Source organism: Pseudoalteromonas sp. H71 (genome assembly GCF_001468485.1).
Taxonomy (GTDB): domain Bacteria; phylum Pseudomonadota; class Gammaproteobacteria; order Enterobacterales; family Alteromonadaceae; genus Pseudoalteromonas.
The window spans coordinates 35,036-54,757 of the sequence record NZ_LODI01000046.1 but is presented as its reverse complement, the minus strand read 5'-3'; the positions used below and the strand labels follow the sequence as shown (position 1 = coordinate 54,757).

The following is a 19,722-nucleotide window of genomic DNA, read 5'->3' as shown; positions in this document are numbered from 1 at the left end:
CACACCGCCTATTTTAGTGAACCATAAAGCCGAAGCTATGTTTCATTTTATGACCATCGTTACCTAAGAAGGTTACATCCACAGCGTAGTTTGCAGGAGCTAATTTAGGTAGTTTCCATGTAAATTTGCTAGTAGCGACTTTAGAAGGCTCGAATCCAAATTTAAATTCTTCGCCTTGTTTATTGGCCAATGAAACTTTTACAACCCGTACCTCTTTGGTGAACATCAAAGTTAATTCTTCTGGAGGATTCATTAGCATTGCATTATCAGCAGGCACACTTTTTTCAAGATGCACATGCGCAAATACCGCACTACTAAAAACGACACTGATTACGGTTAAAAATTTAATTAGTTTTTTCATATTTACCTCTATTTTAGTTTATTGAAATTGCTATTTATGGTTTCTTAACTTCGCTAAGCATTACTTTTTAGCTCCGCCTTAGAAAGCTCCTTGTTAAAGGCGTTTAATTCTGGCTTTTTAACGATTGAGTAAATTACTGGGAGCACAATAAGAGTGAGTAGCACAGCACTTGTCATTCCGCCTACCATAGGTGCAGCAATACGACTCATAATCTCCGAACCTGTTCCTGTACCATATAAAATGGGCATCAAGCCGATAATGATTGTTGCAACTGTCATCATTACTGGACGAACTCGTAAGCCTGCACCGTGCAATAATGCATCTTGATATGCATCATCAGAGATAGGTTCAGCTCGCTCTTCAGCTTTTTCCTTAAGCTCAGCAAGTGCCTGATTGAGATAGACCAACATTATCACACCAATCTCAACCGCTACCCCAGCTAGAGCAATAAAGCCCACGCCAACAGCCACAGAGAAGTTAAACCCTTCCAGATACATCAACCATAAGCCACCAATCATCGCCATCGGCAAGGTAACGATAATGATAGCCACCTCACTAAACGCTCTGAAGTTTAAGTAAAGTAGAATAACAATAATGGCGAGTGTTAAAGGCAATACATAGGTGAGCTTTTCTTTCGCTCTTTCCATATATTCGTATTGCCCAGCCCAAGTAATTGAATAACCTGCTGGTAGTTTTAGATTATTAGCCAAGTGTATTTTTGCACTTTCAACATAAGTACCTACGTCAACACCGTCTATATCGATAAACGTCCAGCCATTTAAACGAGCATTTTCACTCTTAATCCCCGGCGGACCGTTCTCAACTCGAATATCTGCGACATCACCTAGTGCAATGCGTTGACCACTTGGTGTTACAACAGGTAATCGTGATAGCTGCTCAGGAGAGTCTCGATAGTCTTGCGGATAGCGTAAGTTAACAGGGTAACGCTCTTGACCTTCTACCGTTTGGGTAACGTTCATACCACCAATAGCTGTAGAAACCACTTGTTGAACATCTTCGATGTTTAACCCAAAGCGACTTGCCTTATCGCGTGAAATATCAACCTTGATATATCGTCCACCTGCAACTCGCTCTGAGTAAACTGATGCTGTGCCTGTAACTTCGGGTAAAATTTGCTCTATTTGTTGGCCGATTTCCTGAATCACATCAAGCTCTGGTCCGGCGACTTTAATACCCACAGGCGTTTTTATGCCTGTTGCTAACATGTCGATTCGGGTCTTGATTGGCATAACCCAAGCATTCGTTAAGCCCGGAAACTTAACCAATTTATCAAACTCAGCTTTTAACGATTCAGTAGTCACACCCTCTCGCCACTGCTCTTGTGGCTTCAATTGAATAAAGGTTTCAATCATGGTTAAAGGTGCAGGATCGGTTGCAGTTTCAGCTCTTCCTACTTTACCAAATACAGTTTCAACTTCTGGCACAGTGCGAATAAGCTTGTCTGTTTGCTGCAATAACTCCCTTGCTTTACCAATTGAAATACCGGGATAGGTAGTAGGCATATACATGAGATCGCCTTCATCCAATGGCGGAATGAATTCACTACCAATTTTATCGACAGGCCAAAAGCCAACGATAGTCACTAATATTGCTGCTACTATTGTCGATTTTGGAAACTTCATGACTTGCTTTAAAACAGGCATGTAGATAGCAATCAATAATCGGTTTAACGGGTTTTTCTTTTCAGAAACAACTTTGCCTCGAATAAAGTAGCCCATCAAAACAGGCACCAATGTGATCGCCAAACCTGCTGATGCCGCCATTGCATAGGTTTTTGTATAGGCGAGCGGAGAGAACATTCTTCCTTCTTGCGCTTCCAAGATAAATACAGGTAAGAATGAGACTGTAATGATCAGTAAGCTAAAAAATAGTGCAGGGCCTACTTCACTCGCAGCCTTAGCAACAATTTGCCAGCGATTTTCATCTGTTAGTGGTGTTTTCTCCATATGCTTGTGCATATTTTCAATCATCACTATTGCACCATCAGTCATCGCACCAATCGCAATAGCGATACCGCCTAAAGACATAATGTTGGCATTGATGCCTTGCATATACATGATAATGAACGACACCAAGATACCTAATGGCAGAGTAACAACTGCCACAATAGATGAGCGAAGATGAAATAGGAAAGCCACACAGACAATAGCAACGACTGCAAGCTCCTCTAGCAACTTGCTCCAAAGATTATCAACAGCACGATCTATTAACTTCGATCTGTCATAAACAGGGACAATCTCCACCCCCTCTGGTAGAGAAGATTTAAGCGATTCAAGTTTTTCTTTTACCCCGTTTATGGTTTGTTGAGCGTTTTCACCAAAGCGCATAACGACAACACCACCAACAACTTCTCCTTCACCATTTAGCTCTGCGATACCACGGCGCATTTGAGGCCCTAAATTAACGGTAGCAACATCACCAATACGCAATGGCGTGCCTTGTTCGTTAATACCAAGTGGGATTTTCTCTATATCACTAACTGATTGAATATACCCCGTTGCGGTAACCATATATTCAGCTTCAGCCATTTCCACAACAGATGCGCCCGTTTCTTTATTGCCTCGTTTAAGTGCCATTTGGATATGACTTAACGGCACGTTATAAGCTCTGAGCTTGTCGGGATCAACTAGCACTTGATATTGCTTAACCATACCGCCAACGGCGGAAACCTCAGACACGCCCGGTACAGTTTGCAATTCATACTTTAAAAACCAATCTTGAATACTTCTTAATTGGCTTAGATCATGGTTTCCAGATTTATCTGTTAAAGCGTAGATGTATACCCAACCCACACCTGTCGCATCAGGTCCTAATTGTGGTTTTGCCGAATCAGGCAGGCTTGATGCTACTTGGCTTAAGTATTCAAGTACTCTGCTTCTAGCCCAATACAAATCAGTATCATCATCAAAAATGATATAGACGTAGGAATCACCAAAAAATGAGTAACCACGAACAGTTTGCGCTCCCGGTACTGACAACATGGCTGTAGTAAGGGGAAACGTCACTTGATCTTGCACTACTTGTGGTGCCTGTCCCGGATAGCTCGTCTTAATTATCACCTGCACATCAGAAAGATCGGGGAGTGCATCTACTGGTGTTTTTTGTAATGAATACAAACCACCAAACGCGATAATTAAGGTAATCAACAAAACAAAGAAACGATTGCCGATAGACCATCTAATAATTGATTCAATCATTATTTTTCTCCCACTTAATGATTAGAATGATCAACAGCAGCTTTATTTTCCTTGCCGTGTTGTTCATCTGATTCAAGAGAAATGTCAGTGATAACTAAGTCATCTCTAACCTCAAAAGTGAAAGTGACATTATCACCGACATTGAAATCAACCATTTCTATATTGTCCGCGATGATAAAATCCATCGTCGCAGCAGGTCTATCCCATTTCTCTATTGGGCCTCTGCTAATATTTAGAATCCGTGTATCAATATCAATCGCATTGATCAAACCAGATACTGTTGCTGATGATACTTCAGGCTCACTCATGATATGAATTCCAGTAATTTCATATCCACCGTCTTCGGTTTTGCTCACTTCAAAGTGCAAAGATTGACCTGACTTTAATGAGTCAATATCGACTTTTTCAGCCACAGTAAAATCCATAACCATTTCAGGCCAATCCCAAGCTTCAGCTGGGCCATGTGAAATATTAACCATGCGGTGCCCTGCCATAACACTATTAACATCCCCTTGCATCCAAACAGAGTTAGGCACTTCATCATGAGTCATTCGTTTAAAGTCAGAGCTTTTACTTGATTCAGAATCAATCAAGAATTGGGCAGATGTCACCACAACGTCATCTTCATTTAAGCCGTCTAATATTTCGATGCTGTCGATATCAACCCGGCCAATAGTCACTTCAATAGATTTAAATTGCCCATCACCTAACGCAAGTACTACTCTGTCCTGTTTACCTGTTCTAATAACGGCTTCTTTAGGCACGAGGATGGTGCTATCAGCTTGATTAGCGTGAATAGAGACTTGTGCAAACATATTTGGTTTTAATTGATAGTCTGTGTTATCAAATTTCAATCTCACTCGGAGTGTGCGTGTTTTACTGTTCAATGTTGGATAAACATAATCAACGACACCAGCCCAGTCCTCACCGGGTAAATAATCCAGTGTCATTGATACAGGAAGTCCTTTTTTAATTAAGGCTGCGTCACGTTCAAACACTTCTGCTTCAACCCAAACTTGATCTAGCTGGCCAATGCTTAATAAGGTGTTTCCCGGCTTTACATAAAAACCTTCTCTAACCTTCAAACCATCGACAACACCTGCTTGTGGTGAATAAAAGGTAATTGTTTGCTGAACCTTTCGTGTTTGCTCTAATTCTTTAATAAAGTCTGCTGAAAGCTGTAACGCTTTTAGGCGATCTTTGGCTGCTGAAATTAAAGAACTATTGTTGCGCTTTAACGCTATTAACAGCTCTTCCTGAGCATTAACTAACTGAGGAGAATAGAGCGTATAAAGAGGCTGCCCTTTCTCTACAGGGTTACCTGCTGCTTTGATGTAAAGTTTATCAATCCAGCCATCAACCCGTGGGTGGATATGAATTAGCTTATCTTCATCATATTGAACGTAACCTACCGTTGAGATTTCAGTATGCATATTTTTCAGTTCAACAGGTGCAGTGCGAACCCCAAGGTTATTCACTACATGAGGCGCAATTTTTACTGCTCCGGGGCCAAAGTCATCACCAGATGATCCTTCCTCATACACAGGAATTAAATCCATCCCCATAGGCGACTTACCGGGCTTGTCCCGGCGGTAATTAGAATCCATCGGTGCAACCCAATACAGCGGTTGTTTCTCTGCTGATGTAGCTTCATCAGTATCACTGTTTGAGCCTGCACCTTGATATAAGCTCAATGCTCCTGCACCTAGTGCTGCCCCAATAATGACGGCAATAATTGTTTTCGTATTCGTTGACATTATTTTTCTCCAAATTGCTTATTGGATAAGTGCTGATTAGTTTTGTGCGAAGTGTGCAATGGCTTATGTTCAGCATTTGATTTAGATTGAGAATGCGCAAAGAAATAGTTGATGCGAGTAACTGTTTTAAGTGCATCAACATCAATTCTTAAAGCTGATATTCTGGTATTTAATTCGGCAATTCTTGCTCGAACAACTTCGGCAAAATCGCCATCATCATTGGTGTAAGCCGTCAAAGACGCTTCCGCTTGGTCATGAGTTTGTTTAAGGAGTTGTTCTTGATAGATAGATTGTCTATCAGATAAACGCTTAAGCTGTCTAAGCTCCTTTTCCACCGCACTGATCATTTGCTTTGTCAGCAATAGTTTCTCGGTTTTAACAGCCTCTGAATCTGCAATAGAAGCTGCAACTTGCTTATCTTGTCTGTTCTCGGTAAACAACGGTAAATCAAACGTTACACCAACAGAAAATAAATCAGCTCGGCTATCACCAGAAGGCATATTGTCACGATAGGCATAGCTCGCATTAACACCCCATTGCGGCTCATATTTCTGTTTAGCTAATTCAACACCTTTTTCTAAAGATTTGCGTTTTACATCAATTGCAAGTATGGCTGGATGATTAGCAAGAGCCTGAGCCAATAGATTTCTTGAGTAATTAGATGCTTTTAGGACTGTTGGATTATTCAATTGAATCGAAGGCAATTCTTTTGAGACGCTAAACTCTAGTGGTTGCGCGTCAAAGTTGAATGATTCATTCAATCGGTCAGCATCGTAAATATGAAGCCACTCATTAAGGCGAGCGATTGTCGTTTCTAGTTTCTGCTTTTGCGAAGTTAATCTGTCATCTAACTGCACTATTTCCAATTGAGCACGAATAACATCTTGCTGTCTAGTTTTACCAACAACGTTTGAATAGCTAGCTTTAGCCACTTCCGCCATCTGCTCAAAGAGAGACCAATCATCTTCAATCAATTTAATAGTTTTCTGGGCTAAGTAAGCATCTAACCAAAGTTGTGACACTTGGCTTTTCAACTTAGCTTTACGATCCTCTCGAAGCAGTGGAAATTTCGTGGACTCAATTTGTAACTGATCTTGCTTGATCTCTAGACTGTCGCCTCTCGGAAACATTTGAGAGACGCCAACCTTTAGCTGAGTCATTCCTTCCTGATCTAAATCCCAAGTATCTGTTGGTAAATTCATTATCCCTAGCGATACTTTCGGATCAGGCAAAGTACCTGAAGCAATACTTCTATTTTCAACTGCACTTTGTTTCAATCGGCTACCATGAAGCCAAGGATCATTTTGCTGAGCTAAGGTGATAGCTTGTTCAAGCGACACTACTTTCTCAGCTTGAGCTGAGAATACAGATAAGCCGAGTATTAATGCAGTTGAAAGTGAAGTAAGGTTTGAAGAGTTCAATTTCATTAGAATTGCTCCTCGTATGTCTTAACTTTTGCATAGACTTTGCTCGTTCCATCTTTAAATAGAATTAACACGTTGTATGGCATAAAGCGGTCATCGACTTCCATACCGGGAGAGCCAACTGGCATTGCTGGAACTGAAAGCCCAATCGCATTGGGATGTTCTTCTGATAAGAACTGCTGAATAAATTTAGCAGGTATATGACCTTCAAAGGCAAATCCATTTCTACTCACTGCCGTGTGGCATGAACGGTAATTAGGTTTGATACCATACTTAGTTTTGATGTTGCCGATGTTTCGGAAATCTTTGGAATGCGCAACGATCCCTTTGTCTTCAATATGAGTTATCCATTTTTTACAACACCCACAAGTAGGGGTTTTATAAACGATTAACTCCAAAGGTGTTACGTCGTTATTGTGTGCATGGTTATGTTCGTTGGCGTTTGCAAACGCAGGTGAAAGCAGCATTACTACTGCTATTTTTAAATACTTATTGATCATTTTTGCCCCCAGACATCGCTGGAAAATATCTATAGCGCTACGACGCTATATTGACTAACAGAAAAATTAATTACATGTGCGCGAAATTTGGACGCACTAATCCTGTATTAGGCAAAAATTGGTGGACGATAAAGGGAAGTGGAAATTGAATGAGGTTGTTTAGATTGCAGAGCAGCTACAGATTCACTGAATATTTGAATATCTGTCGAATCAATACTGGAATTTAGGACTGTCGTAGATGAGCAAGCATTTGCAGGACAAATACATTCAACGTCACAACAATCTTCTGATTGACCATTACTGCTTTTATTCATATCCCCATGATTCATTCCTTCATGATGACTCATTTTGGAATGATCCATGTTCATGTGTGATTCGTGAGAACCTGATGACATTTCACAAGACATAGCAGTATAAGCCAATGCTTGCCCAACAAAGGCAATCAGCATAGCTACAACAACTAAGACTTTTGAAAGTGGTTTAAACATAAAGTTCTCTTAAGAAAAATACCATCACAATACTAAATTAAAGTCATATCTAAGTAAATGATAAACCGTGGTGCTTTTAAAAATTTTGATTAATACAGGAGACTAGTGAATATAGTCGAGAAAAAATAACTAATTAATCACCAGTATGAGAGCAACAATTATGTCCTTCCTGAATTGGTGGACACTTTACTGTTCCATATGAACAGTAAACACAGCAGTCACCCTTTAATGGTTTTAACAAAACTTTGCACGATTCACATTCATAATACCACTGACAAGCGTTTGTCGGCATTTCTTCAATTTTACTATACCCACATTCTGGACATGTAATAGTCGACTTTAGCTCTATACGTTGCATGTTTGCTCCCTTACTGGTTTTACGATATCCAAAACCGACATAACGACCATTAAGCAAATACCAAAGTAAAATAGGTATGTGCTCCAATCATATTGCCAAAGAGGATAAAGCGTTAATAGCACTGCTACAGGCCCAAGAATGCTGAAGGCAGCTCTGGTATGGCTTTTATTTTTGTGCCAGTTGTATAAGTTTACTAGTAGCGCCAGAGTTGCAAATATAGGTAACAAGGTATTTACAGCAATCCCCTCAAAATGAGAAAGAAAACCTAACCCCAACGCTGATGCTAATGAACCAAGTGCAGGGAAACACCCTGTACAACTAAGTGCTGCAAGCCAAACCCCGCCTGAGCCAACTTTATCTAAAATTTTATTTATCATTTGAAAGTCTATTGGTTGATATTACCAGCACTTTAAACTCCGTACATGAGTACGGAGTCAATCATTTTAATGAATCAATAATAGGGCAATATGTTGGATCATCGTTTTGTATACAGGTATTTGTCATATCCACAATTACTTTCTCTAAACGTTGAAGGTCGCTAATTTTTTCTCGAATGATTGCTAACTTTTGTCGGCTTAATAACTCAACTTGAGCGCAGTCGTTGTCCATAGACATTAGCGATTTAATTTCTTTTAACGTAAAGCCGAGCATTTTGGCTTTTGTGATGAACCTAAGTTGTCCTGCTATTGTTTCGTCATATTGTCTATAACCTGATATTGGTTTTGTAGGTTGTGTAATAAGTCCTTCTCGCTCATAAAAACGAATGGTTTCTACGTTTAAATTTAATGATTGTGCTAATTTACCAATGGTTTTCATAATTGCCTTTGCGACTAAGAATAGCTCAAAGCAGAATTTAGATTAACTATCCAACGACTTAATAATACCGCATCCTTCAATGGTATTATCAGAATTGCATGTACTTGCCATATGTTGTAATTCATTTTTTAAGGCCTTTAATTCTTTCATGCGTTTGTTGACTAAATTTAATTGCTGCTTAATCAATTCATTCACACTAGAGCAGCTTTCTTCTGGCTTATTCTTTAATTCAATAAGACGTTTGATATCATCAAGAGATATATCGAGGCTGCGACAATGCTTAACGAATTCCAGCTCTTTTAACGCCTTATTGGAATACAACCTAAAGTTACCCTCAGAGCGCTCAGGATCTGAAAGCAACCCTTCTCTTTCATAATACCTAATTGTTTGTATTGAACAGCCTGATGTTTTCGATAATTCGCCAATTTTCATAAACCTTTCCAATAAACTTGACTCTATAGTTACTATAGGTTTTATAGTTAAAGCATACAAGTTAATAAGGGGTAAAAATGTGTGATAAGTATCTAACCAAGACCAGCATAGTCAATTTTGAACACAAAAATATCCAATCCCTCATAAATCAACGAAGGTGGAAAAGCTTGGATGATTTCAACAAAATTGGTGCGGCCTACCAATTTGTTAAAGATGAAATATTATTTGGCTACAATGAAAGCGATGACATTTCTGCAAGCAATGTTTTAGCGGATGGTTACGGACAATGTAATACCAAAGGTAACTTACTGATGGCCTTGTTACGAGGGTTAGGTATTCAATGCCGATTTCACGGGTTCACCATTGCTCAGCAATTGCAAAAAGGTGCTATTCCAACGTATGTCTTTTGGTTAGCGCCGAAATACATTATCCACAGTTGGGTAGAGGTTTACTTTGATGGACGTTGGATCAACTTAGAAGGCTTTATCTTGGATGAGCAATATCTCACTTCGTTACAACAGAAATTTAGCGAAGAAAAAGATAACTTTTGTGGTTATGGTGTTGCGACAAAATGCTTCTCTACTCCAGATATAAATTGGCGCGGAACTGATACCTATATTCAAAAAGAAGGTATTCATGATGATTTCGGACTTTATGACTCTCCTGATAAGTTCTACCAAGAAAAAGGCACTAATTTGTCAGGCGTTAAACGTTGGATGTATCAACGAGTGATCCGTCACCTGATCAACTTCAATGTCGCCAACATTAGAAAGACGACAGTACTGGAGGTGCAAAATGCACAACCATAATCATAGTCATCAACATGGTAAAGATGACCGTATTGGTTGGGCATTTTTCCTTAATGTGACATTCACTATTATAGAATTTATAGGTGGTTGGCTCACTAACAGTACGGCGATAATGGCAGATGCAGTTCACGATCTTGGTGATAGTCTTTCAATAGGTTTTGCGTGGATTTTAAGTCGTTTTTCAGATAAAGAAGCATCAGATAAGTTTAGTTATGGTTATCGTAGACTTACACTCTTTGGCGCATTGATAAACAGTATTGTTTTAATCATTGGCTCAATTTGGATTTTATTTGAAGCAATTCCAAGGCTGTCCAATCCTGAAATGCCTGTTGTCGAGGGGATGTTAGGGCTAGCGATACTCGGCGTTGCCGTTAACGGATATGCTGTATTAAAATTAAAAGCTGGAGAAACCTTAAATGAAAAAGTACTTACATGGCACTTGCTTGAAGACGTACTTGGCTGGGTTGCTGTGCTTATTGTATCTATTGTGCTGTTATTTGTAGATTTGCCCATTTTAGATCCGTTACTATCTATTGGCTTCACATTGTTTATCTTGTTCAATGTTTTTAAAAATCTGAAATCAACAATTGTCTTGTTTCTTCAGGCCGCGCCAGATGAAGAAACTCAAGAAAGTATAAAAGAGTCGCTAACTAACCTTCCAGAAGTTAATGGCGTACATCATCTGCATTTTTGGTCGTTAGATGGCGAAAGTCACGTATTAACCGCTCACATAGAATTAGTCGAAAAAATTGACGTTGATGAATTAATTAAACTTAAGGAACAAGTGGCTAAGAGACTTTCTGCCTATCGCTTGTCTCATACAACCATTGAATTTGAGTTTCCTAAAGAGACTTGCCGAGATGATGCGAATTAAACTTTAAAAATTAAAATAAAAAGATTAAATATAAAAGCAGCTTAAACATAAATTAAGCTGCTTTTTTGTTTTTAAATTTCGTCAGATTGCTGTTTACTGCTCTCAGCGCCATGCGCCCATTGATATAAAATAGGCAATACAAACAAAGTTAAAATTGTAGAAGATATAATACCGCCGATAACAACTGTTGCTAGTGGTCGTTGCACTTCTGCACCAATTCCAGTGTTTAACGCCATTGGAATAAAACCTAAACTTGCGACCAGTGCCGTCATTAAAATAGGTCTTAAACGAATGATGGCACCTTCAATGATCGCTACGTAAAGGTCGCCTTTTTCATGCCAAAGATCTCGAATAAAAGCCAACATAACCAAGCCATTTAATACGGCAACACCTGACAATGCTATGAAGCCGACACCTGCCGAAATAGATAAAGGCATGTCTCTTAAATAAAGAGAAATTACGCCCCCAGTTAATGCTAACGGTACACCACTGAAAATGATCAATGCATCTTTTAATGAACCAAATGCAATAACCAAAATACCTAAGATAACAATTAGTGTGATCGGCACAACTAAGCTTAATCTTTTACTCGCTGACTCTAGCTGTTCAAAGGTTCCGCCATAATCAAGCCAGTATCCTGCTGGAATTTCTCCTTCCTGATTAATTTTAGCTTTCACTTCTTTGACAAAACCGCCTAAATCTCTACCACGAACATTGACGGTAACCACAACTCTTCTTTTACCGCTCTCACGGCTAATTTGAGCAGGTAAAGACTCAGATTTAAGCTCTGCAACTTCTTCAAGTGGCACATAGTTACCATTCTCAAGTGGAAGCGGCAGAAATTTCAAACCATCAATATCCGTTCTAGTTTGCTCCGGTAGACGAACAACTAACTCAAATCGTCTGTCTCCTTCATAAATGATCCCCGCAGATTCCCCCCCTATTGCAGTGGCAACCCAGTCTTGCAATTCGGTAACGTTCAATCCATACCTACCAAGTGCTTCGCGTTTAGGGATTACCGATAAAGATGGAACACCTGTGACTTGTTCCATTCGGGCATCAGCAGCACCGTCCACGGTTTTCACAATATTTAGAATATCTTTTGCGGTAAGTAATAACCGATCCAAATCATCGCCAAATACTTTGATGCCCACATCAGCTCTAACGCCAGAAATCAATTCATTGAAACGCATTTGAATAGGCTGAGTGAATTCATAGTTGTTGCCCGGAATGTTTTTCAGTACCTCTTCCATTTCTTCAACTAATTCACTCTTTGGCTTTGAAGGTTCGGCCCAATCTTTACGTGGTTTTAAAATAACAAAGATATCAGCAATACTCGGTGGCATTGGATCAGTTGCTACTTCTGGTGTGCCGATGCGCGAGAATACTTTATCAACTTCAGGAAACGCTTTAATACGTTGCTCAAGTACTTCTTGCATTTCTACTGATTGCTCTAGGCCAGTCGATGGAATTCTTAATGCCTGTAGTGCAATATCACCTTCATTTAATTGAGGAACAAATTCTGTCCCAAGCGTAGTTGCTAACCAAAGGCTATACCCCATTAACAGCGTTGAGAATGAAACAATAATCCAACGAAATTTCATCGCCATTTTTAACAATGGTTCATAAATAGACTTGGTTGAACGAATAACTACACTTTCTTTTTCGCTGATTTTACCTTTCATAAACACAGCTACAGCAGCAGGAACCAGTGTAACTGAAAGGATCATTGCGGAAATTAACGCCATAACGACAGTTGCCGCCATAGGGTGGAACATTTTCCCTTCAACGCCAGTTAGCGTGAAAATGGGGATGTAAACAACAGTGATAATTGCCACACCAAACAAGCTTGGACGTATCACTTCTGAAGTGGCTTCAAAAACGGTATTTAGGCGTTCTCTTAAGTCTTGCCTATGACCGTTGTGTTGGGCCTGTGCTAACCTACGGACAGAGTTTTCAACGATGATTACAGCCCCGTCCACTATCAAGCCAAAGTCCAATGCGCCGAGACTCATTAAATTGGCAGATACTCCTGCTTGCACCATACCTGTGATTGTCATTAACATGGAAATAGGGATAACAGCAGCGGTAATGAGAGCTGCACGTAAATTTCCAAGTAGAATAAATAACACAACAATAACTAAAAGCGCACCTTCAACGAGGTTTTTGGTAACGGTTGCAATCGCTTTATCTACTAATGTTGTTCTGTCGTAAACAGGCTCAGCGGTAATGCCCTTTGGCAGAGATTTTTGTATTTCGCTGAGCTTCTGTTCAACTGCTAAGGCAACGGTGCGAGAATTCTCACCAATCAGCATCATGGTTGTACCAAGCACTGTCTCAATGCCATTACGAGTAGCAGCCCCTGTTCTAAGTTCTTTGCCAATAGCAACATTGGCAACATCACTTATTTTTACAGGAATACCATTGTTCTTTTTGATGATGACATTGAGGATCTCATCTATTGTCTCAAGTTGCCCAATGGAGCGCACTAACACTTGCTGTCCGTTTTGTTCGATATAACCTGCGCCACGGTTGTCATTGTTTTTACGTAATGCATCAGATATTTCTTCAAAGGTTACCTGATGAAAAAGTAATTTTTCGGGTTTAGGCGTTATGTGATATTGCTTGTTGTAGCCGCCGATACTGTTGACCTCAATGACGCCTTTAACTTGAGCCAATTGCGGTTTAATGATCCAGTCTTGTATTTCTCTTAAGGCAATAGCGGTATAAGGCTCTCCATTAGGCATTTTAGCGTCAGGAGAAGCTTGTACGGTATACATAAATATTTCGCCAAGCCCTGTCGAAATAGGACCCATTTCTGGCTCTAAGCCAGAGGGAATAACGCCTTTTATCGCAGCTAATCTTGCATTGATTAAGTTGCGAGCAAAATAAATATCGGTTCCCTCTTCAAAGATAACGGTTACTTGAGATAATCCATATCTTGACAGGGAGCGGGTGTGAGACAGCTTTGGCAATCCGGCTAAGGCTGTTTCTACAGGAAAGGTCACCCTTTGTTCCGCTTCCAAAGGTGAATAACCGGGGGCAGAAGTGTTTATTTGTACCTGCACGTTTGTTATATCTGGAACAGCATCAATGGGAAGTTTTTGATAACTCCACATACCAACGCCGATGATTACCATCAGCAAGCTTAATACTAAATAGCGCCTATTTATTGCAAGACGCAAAATTGATTCAATCATATTGCGTCTCCTAATCGTCGTCTTCTACTTCAGATTTCAATATATCTGCTTTTATCAGATAACTGTTTTTGTTTACATATTCAGTGTCTTTACTGAGGCCACCAATAACCTCGATATAGTTCTTATCTGAACGTCCTAATACAAGCGGTGCAAATTCGTACTCTTCATCTTCTTTAACAAATAAACCTAATTGTCCCCCCAGTTCTTGGATAGCAACTTTCTCAACGGCTAAATCCACCTTGAATTGATTTATTTTGACGTTGCCTTTTAATAATTGACCTGACGTTAGCTTTAACTCAGTGTTGTTTAATCGTACCCGTGCCAATACATAAGGTTGGTCTTTAGCTGGAATAATATTAGTGATGACTGAACTGAATGCGTGTTCACCTTGCTCAATATCAACATGCTGACCGACTTTGATTTGATTATATTGGCTGGTAAACACCTTAAATTCAGCCCACAAGGTGTCAAAATTGACGATTTCAAACAAGCTAGTGTTTTGCGTGATACCGCCAACATTTCCATTTCTCTGTAAAACTACCCCAGAAACAGGGGACGTTATTTTATAGGTATTTAAGCTTTCGTTAGATTCAATAACGGCCAATAGATCTCCTTTTTTTACCTTATCACCAACAGTGGAGTTAATTGTCTTTATAACGCCGTTATATCTAGCGCCAACTTGAAATAATTGTTCAGCGCCTATCGTCGTAGCGCCGTATACAGGGATAGTTTGGTTCAACGTTTTTGAAGCTAAATAGGCTGTTTCAACACCAAGCCTTTTTGCCATGTTATTGTTTATTTTGCTAATGCCTTCTTCGCCTTCATGTTCATCTTCACTAGCGATAACACTTTGAATGGGTGATAGATACCCAATAAAAATCAATAGTGCGAGTAAATAGTTTTTCATTTTGAATTCCTAAACGATTCAGTTAATAACTGAATCAATAAATTGTTATTAAACTTAAAGTGATGTTTATTTAGAGTGACAGCGCTTCGTTTGTTAGTTTTTCTATCTCTGCGCCATAAATTAGGGCAGCAGATGCCGCATCAATGAGGGTTCGCCGAGCATTTAACAGCTCTTGTCTAGCCGATACATAATCAAGATATCCATATCGACCTTTTTGATAGGCGTCTTGAGTATCTTCCAGTGCATCTTCAAGCATTGGGATAACCGACTGCTTTAATGAATTAGCTGTTAATATGGCTTGTTTTCTATTGGAGTATGCTCGTAGTAAGTGATTTCTAAACCTCAACTTAGTCGCCTCTTTCTCTATGGCAACTTGGTCACGCTCTGCTAGCGCACTAGCGATTGCACCAGAATTTCGCTTTTCAGCAAACAAAGGTAAGCTAAAGCCAGCGACCAGTACCGTATCATTGACTTCTTGAGAGCGCCTAACACCAACAGACCATTTGATATTGGCCGTTGACTCTGTTTTAGCCAACTGTAATTCGGCCTCTTTTAGTCGCTGCTCACTTGCATAAACTTGAATAGCAGGGTTTTTCTCTAATTTCGCAAAGAGACTACTAAAATCACTATCATTGCCAAACTGAAACAGATCTCCAGTTACTCTAGAGAATGACACTGATGTTTCTCCCCAGTAAGCTGATAAAGAAAGCTTTAGATATTCCAAGCGCTTTTGTTCAGATTGAAGGGTGAGGTTAGCCTGAGCAATAACTGCTTTTGAGCGTTTCACTTCAGCCTCAGGAGTAGCACCTGCGCGGTTACGCTGAGATACAATCTCTAACGTTTCTTGTGCTAAGCTCAAAGCATTTTCTGCCAATATAACTCTTTGTTGGGCTGCAAGTACTTCCACGTACTTCTCAGTGACTTGAGCCATTAAATTAAGCGCAGAGACTTCTTTCTCAGCATTGAGTAGTGCTCTTGATTTTGAAACAAGTCCAATCCGCGCTGAGCGTTTATCTCCCATTTCGATAACCGAAGATAGAGCGACTGTTAATTCAGCACTGTCGAATGCATTAAATTCACCTGAGCCTGCAAAGTTCTCAGCTTCAACTTCTAGTTCATAAGCAGGATTTAAACTTGCTGTTTGTTCTTGTCCTGTTAATGCGGTTTGTTTGAAATCAAATATTTTGAGTTCAGGATTTTGTTTAAGCGTCCACTGAATTGCCTCTTGAAGATTTAACTGCTTTTCAAAGGCATAAACATTAAATGTAAAAAGTGACAACGCGAGAAACGCGATATATTTAAGCCGAGGTGTTACACACCTCAAAATTGCTATCTTGCGATGCACACAGGTATTAAGTGCCATGTATACTTTCCTATAAATTTATATGTTTTTTTCGGTCATTAACATTTGACCTTTCATAATTTTCTATAAAATTTAGGCGTATTTAGGTGGGCGGAATGGCACCGAGATATAGCCTTTTAGCTCAGGAGAAACTAAGGCGTAGGTAAGGAAATATTCTATTGTTTGTAAAATGTTACAAGAATAATCTGCATTTAAAAATAAGTGACAACAGCAACAAAAATTACAATTATCAATTGAAGTGTTGCTATTACTCACCTCAAATATATTGGAGGTTTCTGGAGATTTTAGCGGGGTAATAGACTCAGTTAGTGATGTATTAAAAGAACTTTCAATTAAGTTTACTTCAAGCTCTTCTAGCGAAAAAAACACAGATTGCACCGCGATTAAAATCATTATCACGTATGATATATTTGATTTGATATACGATGAGTGCATTATTTTCATTTCTCTGCTTAATACTTTAGCTGTAAGATGCGGCGAGCACCGTTTAAAACGACAAGAGCAATTATCAAACCAATCACTAAATCTGGATAACGACTGCTTGTTGCTGTAACTAATAAGCCAGCTAAAATTACACCAACGTTTGCGATAACGTCATTTGCTGAAAAAATCCAACTCGCTTTCATATGAGCGCCGTCTTCTTTGTTGCCAAATATCAAAAACAGACAAGCAACGTTAGCGATTAGTGCTATTCCACCAAATATCATCATTAAAGAAGAGATCGGTTCACTACCGTAAACAAAGCGTCTTACGACTTCGCTCAAAGCACCTAGCGCTAGAATAACTTGAAGCACACCAGATATATGTGCTGCTCTAAGTTTCATGCTAATACTTTTACCTACGGCATAAATAGCTAAACCATACACAGCAGCATCAGCAAACATATCTAATGAGTCTGCAATTAGGCCAGCAGACTGTGCAATAATCCCAGCAATTACTTCTATAAAAAACATGACTCCATTAATGGCTAACAACCATTTTAGGGTTGATGCTTCTTTCATCTCATTTTTTTGGGCTAAGTCTTTTGCTTTTGCAGCTTCTGTACTGCAACTTTGTTTAGTTGACTCTAACTCTGCACCGAGTTTAAGTTGTTGTAACTTTTTTGTTATCTCATCTAAATTTTCATCATGAAAAACTTTGACTAAGCGATTAGGAATATCAAACTGCAATCCAACTGAAGGCTGAATTGAGTCAAGTGCTAATCTGATCAATCTCTCTTCTGAAGGACAGTCCATTTGAGGCACTTTATATGTACTGACAAACGCGCCACTATAGTTATCTAATTGTGTATCAATTTTTACGTCTTCGTTGGTAGGAGATGATTGACACTTACCACTACATTTTTCTGACATATTTAACATTCCGAAACAATATTAAAATAAGTATAAAATCTATAGTGGCTATAGAGTCAAATAAAAAGTTATTTAATTTGAAAAGATTGGGAAGTAACTAAATTGGCTAGTTTAAGTAAATAGTTTCTGCTAGTATTTTAAATACTATATTTAACAGGTAATAACTTTGAACCTTAATGTTGTGCTAAAAATACTATTAGTCGTTTCTATTGTTTTGCAATCGTTAACTGCTGTTGTATCCGCAACATCTGAGAATCACCAGATAGATATAGAGCACCTTCAAACTCAACATGATCATGACGATGATCGAAATGTTTTAAATGATAATACAGATGATGAACAGCACGATGTAAAGGATTGTCATCACTGTGGTCATTGCAGTGGCAGCCACTTATCTTGGATTTTAGTCAGTAATTCAAATGTCGATGGTAAGCTAAATATTATCAATAAAACTCCTTATCAATTTGACCAGACAAAAGCCTTCCTAGAAGCGATACATCGCCCACCTATTTCTTAATTAGATTAATTTTTAATGACCTATTTATTCTTTAACAATGGATAAAGGGTTCGTGTTTATTAATTTTAAAATTAAGAACTTTTATGTATATATATTTAAAAAATGCAGGTTTAGTCCTGTCTTTATGCATGGCTGTGAGTTTTTCAGTTGCCACTTATGGCAAACAGAAAAGTATTTCATGGCTAGATAGTCAAATAAATAAAGATCCCGAAGTTGTTGCGGCAAAAGAGTTACTTAATGCAAGTAATCATAGAGCCAAAAGTTTAACTCAAGCCGTATATAACCCAGAGCTTGAAGCAAACTATGAAAAAGAAGGTGATTTTGATAATTACTCTATTGGTATCAGTCAAACGATAGATTTTTGGGATAAGCAATCAACAAATAAAACCATTGGTGAAATTGATGTTTATGCAAACCAGCAACAATTGTTATCTCTACTCGATTCTAAAAAGGCTAATGCCTTAACTGCATTAGTTAATTGGCAAGCAGCAAAAAAAGCTGCTCAGTTACTTTCAGAAAGAGAAGAGCAATTGCAAACGCTCGTTGGAATTGTTGAAGACAAACGAAAAGCTGGACTTCTAGAGCCACTTGACGCTGAGCTAGTCTATTTAAACTTGTCGCAAATTTTTAGTGAAATATCTGAGTCTCAAATTGCTTTTAAAAATGCAGAGATAAAGGTTCAGGAGTTATTGCCAGATTGGACGCCTAATACCGCCAATTTACCCTTATTTACTTTTGGAGCAACAAGCTATTCATTTGATTCACAGTGGGTTGAGGATCATCCAAAAGTTAAACTCGCAAGAGCGCAATGGAAGGGGCAACAATCTAAAGCTCAACTAACCACTATGGAATCTAAACCTAATCCAACCATTGGAGTTAGCGCAGGTAAAAGTGGAGATGAAGACTTGGTTGGTGTGACTTTCTCAATTCCTTTAAACATCAGAAATAACTATTCAGATACTGTTAAAGCCGCTTATTCAGAAGCCATTGCAGCAGAGGCCCACTTTCATTCAATTTACCGAAAACAGTCTTTTGAAGCAAAAGCTAATTATGAGTCGCTGACTGTCAGTAAAAATTACTACCAGCAATGGCACAAACTCACCCAAGGCAGGTTGGCTAGCAGCGCAAAGTTACTCAACAAACGCTGGGAAGCTGGTGACATAAATACTTCTGATTATTTACTCGCATTAAATCAACGCGCGGAAGCGCTTCATGCAGGCATCCGGTTGGAAAAGCAATTTAAGCTTGCAGAAATATCCTTCGTTTTAAGTATAGGTCAGTTATCAAAACTTGAGATTTGAACGCGCTAATTTTTCATTAGCGAAAGAAGCGAAATCTTAAATTTA

General features: G+C 39.0%; 18 protein-coding genes. 4 read left to right on the top strand and 14 right to left on the bottom strand.

Annotated features, from left to right (window positions below):
* Positions 1 to 13: 13 nt before the first annotated feature.
* The 10 genes from ATS71_RS16470 to cadR form a co-directional block, all read right to left on the bottom strand.
* The gene (locus ATS71_RS16470; RefSeq protein ID WP_058405791.1) at positions 14 to 361 is read right to left on the bottom strand and encodes a copper resistance CopC family protein; all 348 of its coding nucleotides are present in this window, start codon (positions 359 to 361) and stop codon (positions 14 to 16) included.
* 53 nt (positions 362 to 414) lie between these two features.
* On the bottom strand, positions 415 to 3,579 hold the full coding sequence (locus ATS71_RS16465) for an efflux RND transporter permease subunit (protein WP_058405790.1): 3,165 nt from the start codon (positions 3,577 to 3,579) through the stop codon (positions 415 to 417).
* A gap of 14 nt (positions 3,580 to 3,593) precedes the next feature.
* Positions 3,594 to 5,336, bottom strand: a complete 1,743-nt coding sequence (locus tag ATS71_RS16460) for an efflux RND transporter periplasmic adaptor subunit (protein ID WP_058405789.1) — start codon at positions 5,334 to 5,336, stop codon at positions 3,594 to 3,596.
* Positions 5,336 to 6,763, bottom strand: a complete 1,428-nt coding sequence (locus tag ATS71_RS16455) for a TolC family protein (RefSeq protein ID WP_058405788.1) — start codon at positions 6,761 to 6,763, stop codon at positions 5,336 to 5,338. Before ATS71_RS16455 ends, ATS71_RS16460 begins: the two co-directional genes overlap by 1 nt.
* The gene (locus tag ATS71_RS16450) at positions 6,763 to 7,260 is read right to left on the bottom strand and encodes a DUF411 domain-containing protein (protein WP_004589252.1); all 498 of its coding nucleotides are present in this window, start codon (positions 7,258 to 7,260) and stop codon (positions 6,763 to 6,765) included. Before ATS71_RS16450 ends, ATS71_RS16455 begins: the two co-directional genes overlap by 1 nt.
* Before the next feature lie 107 nt (positions 7,261 to 7,367).
* Positions 7,368 to 7,748 carry a hypothetical protein gene (locus tag ATS71_RS16445; RefSeq protein WP_058405787.1) on the bottom strand — a complete coding sequence of 127 codons (381 nt, stop codon included), beginning with the start codon at positions 7,746 to 7,748 and terminating at the stop codon, positions 7,368 to 7,370.
* Positions 7,749 to 7,881: 133 nt separating this feature from the next.
* Positions 7,882 to 8,106 carry a GDCCVxC domain-containing (seleno)protein gene (locus ATS71_RS19240; protein WP_082653641.1) on the bottom strand — a complete coding sequence of 75 codons (225 nt, stop codon included), beginning with the start codon at positions 8,104 to 8,106 and terminating at the stop codon, positions 7,882 to 7,884.
* On the bottom strand, positions 8,094 to 8,483 hold the full coding sequence (gene merC, locus ATS71_RS16440) for an organomercurial transporter MerC (RefSeq protein ID WP_058405786.1): 390 nt from the start codon (positions 8,481 to 8,483) through the stop codon (positions 8,094 to 8,096). The genes ATS71_RS19240 and merC overlap by 13 nt, the downstream gene beginning before the upstream one ends.
* A 61-nt stretch (positions 8,484 to 8,544) precedes the next feature.
* Complete coding sequence (locus ATS71_RS16435; protein ID WP_058405785.1) at positions 8,545 to 8,922, bottom strand: MerR family transcriptional regulator; 378 nt, start codon at positions 8,920 to 8,922, stop codon at positions 8,545 to 8,547.
* Between the two features lie 42 nt (positions 8,923 to 8,964).
* The gene (cadR, locus tag ATS71_RS16430) at positions 8,965 to 9,354 is read right to left on the bottom strand and encodes a Cd(II)/Pb(II)-responsive transcriptional regulator (protein WP_008128687.1); all 390 of its coding nucleotides are present in this window, start codon (positions 9,352 to 9,354) and stop codon (positions 8,965 to 8,967) included.
* Positions 9,355 to 9,431: 77 nt separating this feature from the next.
* On the opposite strand from cadR, the gene ATS71_RS16425 reads away from it, so the two are divergent.
* The gene (locus ATS71_RS16425) at positions 9,432 to 10,163 is read left to right on the top strand and encodes a transglutaminase-like domain-containing protein (protein WP_058405784.1); all 732 of its coding nucleotides are present in this window, start codon (positions 9,432 to 9,434) and stop codon (positions 10,161 to 10,163) included.
* Complete coding sequence (locus ATS71_RS16420; RefSeq protein WP_058405783.1) at positions 10,150 to 11,037, top strand: cation diffusion facilitator family transporter; 888 nt, start codon at positions 10,150 to 10,152, stop codon at positions 11,035 to 11,037. The genes ATS71_RS16425 and ATS71_RS16420 overlap by 14 nt, the downstream gene beginning before the upstream one ends.
* Before the next feature lie 71 nt (positions 11,038 to 11,108).
* On the opposite strand, the gene ATS71_RS16415 is transcribed toward ATS71_RS16420, so the two are convergent.
* From ATS71_RS16415 to ATS71_RS16395, 4 genes are all read right to left on the bottom strand, one after another.
* Entirely contained in the window at positions 11,109 to 14,237 is a 3,129-nt protein-coding gene (locus ATS71_RS16415) for an efflux RND transporter permease subunit (RefSeq protein ID WP_058405782.1), read from the bottom strand.
* 10 nt (positions 14,238 to 14,247) lie between these two features.
* Complete coding sequence (locus ATS71_RS16410; RefSeq protein ID WP_058405781.1) at positions 14,248 to 15,144, bottom strand: efflux RND transporter periplasmic adaptor subunit; 897 nt, start codon at positions 15,142 to 15,144, stop codon at positions 14,248 to 14,250.
* Positions 15,145 to 15,214: 70 nt separating this feature from the next.
* On the bottom strand, positions 15,215 to 16,507 hold the full coding sequence (locus ATS71_RS16405) for a TolC family protein (RefSeq protein WP_008128677.1): 1,293 nt from the start codon (positions 16,505 to 16,507) through the stop codon (positions 15,215 to 15,217).
* 452 nt (positions 16,508 to 16,959) lie between these two features.
* Positions 16,960 to 17,859, bottom strand: a complete 900-nt coding sequence (locus tag ATS71_RS16395; protein WP_058405780.1) for a cation transporter — start codon at positions 17,857 to 17,859, stop codon at positions 16,960 to 16,962.
* A 166-nt stretch (positions 17,860 to 18,025) separates the two neighbouring features.
* Here ATS71_RS16395 and ATS71_RS16390 point away from each other — a divergent pair, with 166 nt between their 5' ends.
* Complete coding sequence (locus ATS71_RS16390) at positions 18,026 to 18,376, top strand: hypothetical protein (RefSeq protein WP_008128668.1); 351 nt, start codon at positions 18,026 to 18,028, stop codon at positions 18,374 to 18,376.
* A gap of 83 nt (positions 18,377 to 18,459) precedes the next feature.
* Entirely contained in the window at positions 18,460 to 19,677 is a 1,218-nt protein-coding gene (locus tag ATS71_RS16385) for a TolC family protein (protein ID WP_008128666.1), read from the top strand.
* The last annotated feature ends 45 nt before the right edge of the window (positions 19,678 to 19,722 follow it).